The 7,588-nt window shown below is 41.9% G+C and carries 6 protein-coding genes, 1 tRNA gene and 1 pseudogene; 1 reads left to right on the plus strand and 7 read right to left on the minus strand.

Annotation, left to right across the window (positions count from 1 at the left end):
- Positions 1 to 39: 39 nt before the first annotated feature.
- A complete protein-coding gene (gene dnaG / locus ACTNC0_RS01415) occupies positions 40 to 1,836 on the minus strand; it encodes a DNA primase (RefSeq protein WP_441086048.1) in 1,797 nt (598 codons plus the stop codon).
- A 23-nt stretch (positions 1,837 to 1,859) separates the two neighbouring features.
- Positions 1,860 to 2,867 carry a deoxyguanosinetriphosphate triphosphohydrolase gene (locus ACTNC0_RS01420; RefSeq protein WP_441086049.1) on the minus strand — a complete coding sequence of 336 codons (1,008 nt, stop codon included), beginning with the start codon at positions 2,865 to 2,867 and terminating at the stop codon, positions 1,860 to 1,862.
- Positions 2,868 to 3,065: 198 nt separating this feature from the next.
- Here ACTNC0_RS01420 and ACTNC0_RS01425 point away from each other — a divergent pair.
- A tRNA-Leu gene (locus ACTNC0_RS01425) sits at positions 3,066 to 3,150 on the plus strand.
- 289 nt (positions 3,151 to 3,439) lie between these two features.
- Here the strand turns inward: ACTNC0_RS01425 and ACTNC0_RS01430 are convergent.
- From ACTNC0_RS01430 to ACTNC0_RS01450, 5 genes and pseudogenes are all read right to left on the minus strand, one after another.
- Positions 3,440 to 4,030, minus strand: a pseudogene (locus ACTNC0_RS01430) (peptidoglycan-binding protein); the annotation flags it as partial.
- Entirely contained in the window at positions 4,020 to 5,702 is a 1,683-nt protein-coding gene (locus ACTNC0_RS01435) for a recombinase family protein (RefSeq protein ID WP_441086050.1), read from the minus strand. The gene ACTNC0_RS01435 and the pseudogene ACTNC0_RS01430, both read right to left, overlap by 11 nt.
- A 56-nt stretch (positions 5,703 to 5,758) precedes the next feature.
- Positions 5,759 to 5,995 carry a hypothetical protein gene (locus ACTNC0_RS01440; protein ID WP_441086051.1) on the minus strand — a complete coding sequence of 79 codons (237 nt, stop codon included), beginning with the start codon at positions 5,993 to 5,995 and terminating at the stop codon, positions 5,759 to 5,761.
- Between the two features lie 213 nt (positions 5,996 to 6,208).
- Positions 6,209 to 7,042, minus strand: a complete 834-nt coding sequence (locus tag ACTNC0_RS01445) for an ATP-binding protein (RefSeq protein ID WP_441086052.1) — start codon at positions 7,040 to 7,042, stop codon at positions 6,209 to 6,211.
- Entirely contained in the window at positions 7,030 to 7,233 is a 204-nt protein-coding gene (locus ACTNC0_RS01450; protein WP_441086053.1) for a hypothetical protein, read from the minus strand. The genes ACTNC0_RS01445 and ACTNC0_RS01450 overlap by 13 nt, the downstream gene beginning before the upstream one ends.
- Positions 7,234 to 7,588: the final 355 nt, after the last annotated feature.

The raw sequence follows: 7,588 nt of genomic DNA on the forward strand, positions 1-7,588 counted from the left end.
ATGTGCTCTATACCTCCATATAGTGTTTATATTTTATCCTTATTCGAAAGAAATATGCAACTGCTGCCGTTTTCTTCCGAGATCTTCCAATTCTTTCTTTGCTTTTACAAGTTCCTGCAGTCCCTGGATATCTGTCGGATCCCAGGTTCTGTTTCTCTCCTTAAGACTCTCGTCCTTAATTCTGAGTACAGCATCCGAAAAAGCCCGGTTCTGTTCCTCAGGAGTCTCCAGATGGATTGTCGCATTAAAAAGGGAAGAAACTTCTCTCTGCTCTTCGCTGTCAATAAAAGCATTCATCAGTCTGGCCGGATTCACATCTCCGTCCTTATGCTGCTGATAGAGCATCTCTGCCACCTGTCTGTATAGCGGAACCACGAAATCCGAAGGCTGGATATATTTCTCAACCGTATCGAAAATGCCTGGATAAGTTACCAGCCAGGTAAGCATCAGCTTCTGTGCTTTCTCCGCTGCGCTCTCCTTCTTCTTTGACTGTACTGTACCTATAGGCTTCGGCTGGATCCTCTGTTCTGCCGGAGTCCCTTTCATAGCAAAGGCACCAACTCTCTTTTTCAGATCCTCCACACTGATTCCACTGCTTCTGTAATCTTTCACAATTGCTTCTATATAAAGATTTCTCTCCAATTCATCTGAAAGTTCCAGCAACATCTGCGCACACCGTTCAAAAAAACGGTTCTGTCCCTGTGGTTCCTCCATTGGGAACTCCCGCTCTGCCATATGAACGCGGAACATAAAGCTGTCCATAGCCTGTTCCAGACGTTTCTCAAACTCCTCAGCTCCAAGTGCCTTGATAAATTCATCCGGATCCTTGTGCGGCCTGAGATTCACCACCCTGGAAGAAACGCCGGCCTCCCGAAGAATCGGAATCGCACGAAGCGCGGCCCTCACACCCGCATCGTCACTGTCGTATAACAGTAAAACCTCCTGTGTATAACGCTTGATCAAGCTTGCATGTCCTGAAGTAAGCGCCGTTCCCAGAGACGCCACTGCATTCGTAAATCCTGCCTGATGCATGGATATGACATCCATATATCCCTCACACAGAATCAGATAATTCTTTCTCGTTGTTCTCGCAACATTCAGGCCATACAAGTTCCGGCTCTTGTCGAAAATCGTTGTTTCCGGTGAATTCAGGTATTTCGGTTTCCCGTCACCCATCACGCGGCCCCCGAATCCAATCACACGATTATTTACATCCATAATTGGAAAAATAACCCTGTTCCAGAACTTATCGTACATTCCCCGGCGTTCATCCACATTGAAAAGACCTGAATCTCTCAGAAGCTCATCACTGTAATTCTTTGATTTCAGATATTTATACAGATCATCGCTGTATTTGTCCGAATATCCCAGACCAAACTTCTTGATAGTTTCCTCACTCAGCCCTCTTCCTGTCAGATAATCATGTGCCTGTTTTCCATTCTCACGGCGCAGCTGATAATAAAAATAGCCCGCCGCAAGTTTATTGATTTCAAGAAGAGCAGCCCGCCGTTCTGCCTTTCTCTTCGCTTCTCCGGAATACTCGATCTTCGGAAGCTGCACTCCCGCTCTGTCTGCCAGATGCTGCAATGCCTCTCCAAAACTGTAATTCTCATATTCCATCACAAAATTAAAAACATTCCCGCCTGCTCCGCATCCGAAACAGTAGTACATCTGCTTCGACGGTGTCACTGAAAAAGAGGGTGTTTTCTCATTATGAAACGGGCATAGCCCGAAATAAGTGCTTCCTCTTTTGTTCAGCTTCACATACTGGGATACAACATCTACAATATCATTCTTCATTCTGACTTCTTCAATGATATCGTCTGAATAACGCATGCTTCGTCCTCCTTCTTAATAGATTAATAGACTTCCCATGCTTTTGGTATGTAAATCTCCCGGAATTTCTCCATAGAATACTGATCTGTCATTCCTGAAAGATAGTCACATACTACCTGTTCCTTCTTCTCTCCGCGCATGATCAGTTCCCTGTACTCTGTCGACATTGCTTCCGGGTGTTCAGCATAATATTCATATAACTCTGTCAGCATCTTTACTACTTTCGATTCCTCTTTATGGGCTACCGGGTTCTCATACACATTTCGAAACATAATTGCCCTCAGATCCATCATTGCATCATAGATCTCCGCTGACATTTTTATGGTATCCTGCTCCAGACTGTTCTCTATAATATCATGTACAAATGTATTTAACCGCTCCCTGGTCGTATATCCAAGAAGCATACGCAACGTAACCGGGATGTCATCCTCCGTAATAATCCCTGCTCTCTGAGCATCATCCATGTCATGATGAATATATGCGATCTTGTCAGAAAGTCTTACCACCTGGCCTTCGAGAGTTGACGGACATCCACTGGTTCTGTGATTCAGGATGCCATCCCGGACCTCCCAGGTGAGATTCAACCCTTCGCCATTCTTCTCCAATACCTGTGCAACCCTGACGCTCTGTTTATAGTGGGCAAAGCCATCCGGATTCACTGCATTGAGAGCTCTCTCTCCTGCATGTCCAAAAGGAGTGTGTCCAAGGTCATGCCCAAGTGCGATTGCCTCCACAAGATCTTCATTCAGTCTTAAAGCCTTAGCGATAGTTCTGGCTATCTGTGATACCTCAAGAGTATGTGTCAGTCTGGTTCTGTAATGGTCACCCTGAGGTGCCAGAAAAACCTGTGTCTTATCCTTCATCCTGCGAAATGCCTTGCTATGAAGGATCCTGTCTCTGTCTCTCTGATAGACGGTTCGTACATCGCATTCTTCCTCCTGCCTCTCTCTGCCCTTAGAATAAAGGCTGAATGAGGCATAAGGGTTTAGCATCTTTAGTTCTCTCTGTTCCATGCTTTCCCTGATATTCATAAGCGATACCTCCACAAGCTGACAAAATACCTCTTATTAATTATATTCTACATAAAATTTCAAATTCCTCTTTTTTTCAAAAAAAATTTGAAATTTTTTATATTTTTTTCAAAAAGTTGTTGACATTGTCTTTTGCATCTGGTATAGTATCACTTGTCGCGAGGGAGAGCACAAAAGAATCCCAAAGAAATGCGATATGCGGAAGTGTCGGAACTGGCAGACGAGCAAGACTAAGGATCTTGTGAGCATTGCGCTCGTGTGGGTTCAAGTCCCATCTTCCGCATTAAAGAATGAGGAACTATGAGGAGTCATGGTGCCTTATTTTTTTGCGTTTTTATTTTAGGTATATAATAACCTCATTGCCTTGACACTGATTTTTAATAAATCCCGACATACAGATAAAAAACTCTGGCGAATGAGCTTCTCACTGATCTCACAGCACACCTGTCCGTAGTCTTTACATAGTATTCTCAATAAATAGCAACAATAATACTCTCTATAAATACAGATAAAATAATGACCAGTTATACCACCTTATGATATAGCCGGTCATATATTTTATCTGTTCATATTCATCGCAGCTCTGCAATTCTGCTGACTGCCACATAAATTTCCTGTATTTTGTACCAAGTCGGATAATCAACAATTCCCGTCTGTCCCAGGCCAAAAATCCCCTGAAAAACTCTGACAGCATTTTTTGTCTGATCTCCGTATATTCCATCCACAGTCACAGTTGGCACTGCCGGATATGCCCCGGCAATTGTATCTAACTGCTCCTGAATCTGACTTACTTTACTTCCTGTTGCACCAATATCAAGATCATATCCCGGCCATGATGCCGGAATCCCTGATACCGCTTCTGCCACATTAATGTACATATCATTTCCGTAAAAAGCCCGAAGAATCTCAATCGCAGAATATCCCTGATCACCCAATGTTTTACTGCCCCATTGCGTCATCCATCCCCTGTTTCTGCACTGCACCTGCTTTCCATCACAGTACTGTGTCAGAATCGGCTGGCGTACATTCGGTCTGGACAGATAATTCTCAAATAATTCATCTACAATGCGGTCGATACTGTCAAAAATATTTCTGCCATAGATCCATTTATGGTCATATGCAGTGGAAGAAGTTATGGTAAAATCATATCCTTTATTCCGGTACGTCGTGATAGTCAGTAATTCGGGGTAGCGTGAAGAAGTCATTCAGATTGATTTTGAAGCGGATATTGATATTATCTTTGGTAATATCAATCCTTTCGATCAGCTTATTTACGAGCACTCTCTTTGTTGTGGTATCTGCATTCCAGAATACATCCTGCCATGTAGGAATCTTGGTACGGATATTCTCCCAGTCGTCCATGGAAACTTTCATTGCATCGAGTTCCGCTTTCTTTTCTTCTACGATCCTCTTGTGCTTCTTTTCCAATTCCTTGTGCTTTCTGATGATTCCTGCCAGTTCCTCCAGACTCAAAGGATAGTCTCCTGTCATGGCATTTGGAATATTACTTTCCATAACAGCAATCTTACTCTGAATATTTTCCAGTTCACTCTGTTCCTTATCCAGTTCAGACTGTTTGACTGCTTTCTGCTGATTCTGGTTTTCTTCAATCTGAGTAAACACATCCTCATTCTCCTGAAGTTTTCCTATGTATTCTGCAAGTGCTTCAAATACCATAGGCTCAATCTGATCTGCACGATACTGTTTCGTTTTGTCATGGGGAATACCATTCCAGGCATTCGGACATTTATAAATGGCAATCTTGCTGGTACGCCTTTCCCCTGTATCTTTAATCGTCCAGTAATTATATTTACTGCCATTCGTCATTTTCCGTCCACAATAGCCGCAATGCAGAACATCAATCAGTGCAAGCATACCACTGTTTCTTCTTATTATAGTGACGTTCTGGTTTTCCAGAGACTTAATATACTTATCCGCTCTCTGTTTTCTGGTGTCCTGCGCCCGGTTCCACATATCTTCATCTATAATAGCAATCTCCGGATCAGGCTTCTCAGCAAATACCCATTCTTTACTGTCCAGTTTGTGATACTTGCCATCAATTCTTTCTCTTCGCTTATATGCTGTATATCCTGCATAGATTGGATTCGTAAGAATACTGGTAATGGTACCACTCTTCCAGATATCTCTGGGTGCTCTGTTCTTGTAAACCTCATGTTCACTCAGAATTTTCGTGATCTTCGTCGCTCCATATTCTTTATGTAAAGAAAGTTCATATATGTATTTTACCACTTCCGCCTGCTCCGGCACAACCACTAAATGATGCAGGGCACGGCCATGTTTGCTAACCTCCCCGGAAAGTTCCAGTTTATAGCCGTATGGAGCCTTTCCACCCATGAACTTACCTTTCTGTACCAGTTTTTGCGCAGTATCTTTTACACGCATTCCTGTATCGGAACTGCTTTTTTGAGCGTTGCCATATCTCAGTGCCAGCATCATCTGTCCCATGATATCATCGGATTCTGGAGAAATGCAGCCATCTTTGACTGTGTAAATATCCACACCGAAACTTTTCAGGCTCATAACATACGCTCCAATTTCCCACATACGCCTGCCGATACGGTCATCCTTATATACTACCAGAATATCGTATTCTTTCGCTTTTGCATCCTGTAACGCCTCCTGCAGAACATCTCTGTCTGCTACTGCATTTTTATAGCCACTGTTACTGCCCTCGAAATATTCCTTTTCGTCTAGCTTCCAGTCAATCTGGCCGGATATGTAATCTTTTACAAGTTGTCTCTGCACACTCAGATCTCCGTCTGCCTCCAACTGCTGATTGGAACTTACACGGAGAAGCATTCTTACTCTCTTCATTGGATTTATCCTCCTAAAAAAATACAGGGGCAGGAAAATTTCCTGCCCCATTGGCCTTAACTGATGTAAATCTTGCGGGATTTTTCTTTCAGCTCTCCTGAAATGATGTCTTTCACTTCCTGCTCGATCAGCTGATCTCTCGCTGACTTTGGTGGAAATTCTAAGTTAATCTGCATGCCGTTCCGTTTGATTTTCACAGTATCATACCTCTTGTCTGTCATTGGCTTCCTCGCAGAGATTGCCTTTTCTACAATTTTACGTTCCAGTTGTTCATTATATGTACTATTCTCCATGTATTAAAGTCTCCTTATACTAGGTGCTAATTTTTCTTTGTAATTCGTCTTTATTACAATTGGTCTGTTCATGTGTCGCCCTGATAACTCTAAGTTTCCAACAGCTACAGATTCTCCAATTTTGAGCTGCTTCAACATTAACATAGTTCGCTCTACATTAACACTGTCAATCTGAAGTGCCAGTTTCTTCGTTTCATTTAATGCAGGACGAAACTATAATCGAACCGCAGCCTGATTAAGCGCTACCAGCGTATCATTTGTAAATCGTGCCAAAGACTGCGTTGCCAAAATCACATCAAGTCCATACTTTCTTCCCTCTGTAAGCAACTGTACAAGCATTGCTTTCTTATTTAACAGCAAGTGTTGAAATTCATCAATGACAATTGTAATATTATTTTCCTTTACTATCAAAGCTTCTTTCCAAAGGTTTTTTAACAAAATCTCGGAAATAATAATTTTCAAATCAGGATCCAGTCCCTCCAGAGAAATGATATTAAGCTTTCCCTTCTGAATTTCTTTTTTACTTTCTCTGAAAACGTTGCACTTCAGCAGCTGCCATATTTTGTCTCTTACTCCGAGTGCCTTTTCGGTTCCAATTTCTTCAAGTCCTGCTTCGATAGCCTCAAAGTCACTTTCGAAATGCTGTCTATTTTTAAGTGCCCATGAAATTGCATTTCTCAGGATTCCCTTCTGTCTGTCTCCTGCTTTTGTCGCACTAAGAAGAAGATCTGTGACTTCAGATATATACATTTCTGTTTCATTTGCAGATTTTTTAAGCATTTCCGCATTCAAGAACTTCAATGCAATGCCATCTTCGTGCGCAGAAATAGTGTTCTCTTCACCACTTAAAACAGGATGTGAACCATCTAAGTCAAGTGCAATCACTGTGCTACCACCTGCAACTATCTGATTCTCAAGATCATAGATTCTAACTGATTTTCCTGTTCCGCTAATTCCGCTGATAACGATGCTTCTATTAGGTGAATCTGAAGAAATTTTAACCTTTATTCCATCCGCAAGCACACCGATATATTTCATCTCTGACATAAAAGGCCCTCCCTTGTATTTATGCATCCCTCAGTTACATGTTCGTACACATCTTCAAGCAACAATCCTTCAGATGACATGAGCGTTTCTTTTTTCATCTTCATGGCCCTCATGCGATTTTCGTTGATTGCTTCGCCGATCATACGGAAAACCTCACCAGCAATCTTAAAAAGACTTTCTATCCAGTTCATTCGCAGATTTTCTCCTTTCTGAGACTAAAAAAGAGAAGCAGTCCGTTACAACTACTTCTCTCTTTCACTATGATAATATGTCATCAAAAAACTCTGCTTTTACAAGCTCAATAAATTTAGCAATTTAATTATCATATATACATTTATAACATTAATAACGCAGGATAATATCCGCATGGACGGGGATTCGTTGGGACAAAGAAAATGATACAATTCAACGATGAACCCTTTAGACAGCAAAAAGGGTGTTCAAATGAACCCCCCCAGCCTGTCCGAAAACCTTATTTTTAGGCATAAATTTAGCCCCTTTCCTTCATCTGTGACATTGAAAACTGAATAAAATACACAGGATGAA

Origin of the sequence: Blautia sp. HCP3S3_B11 (assembly GCF_052064435.1) — a bacterium.
Lineage (GTDB): Bacteria > Bacillota > Clostridia > Lachnospirales > Lachnospiraceae > Blautia_A.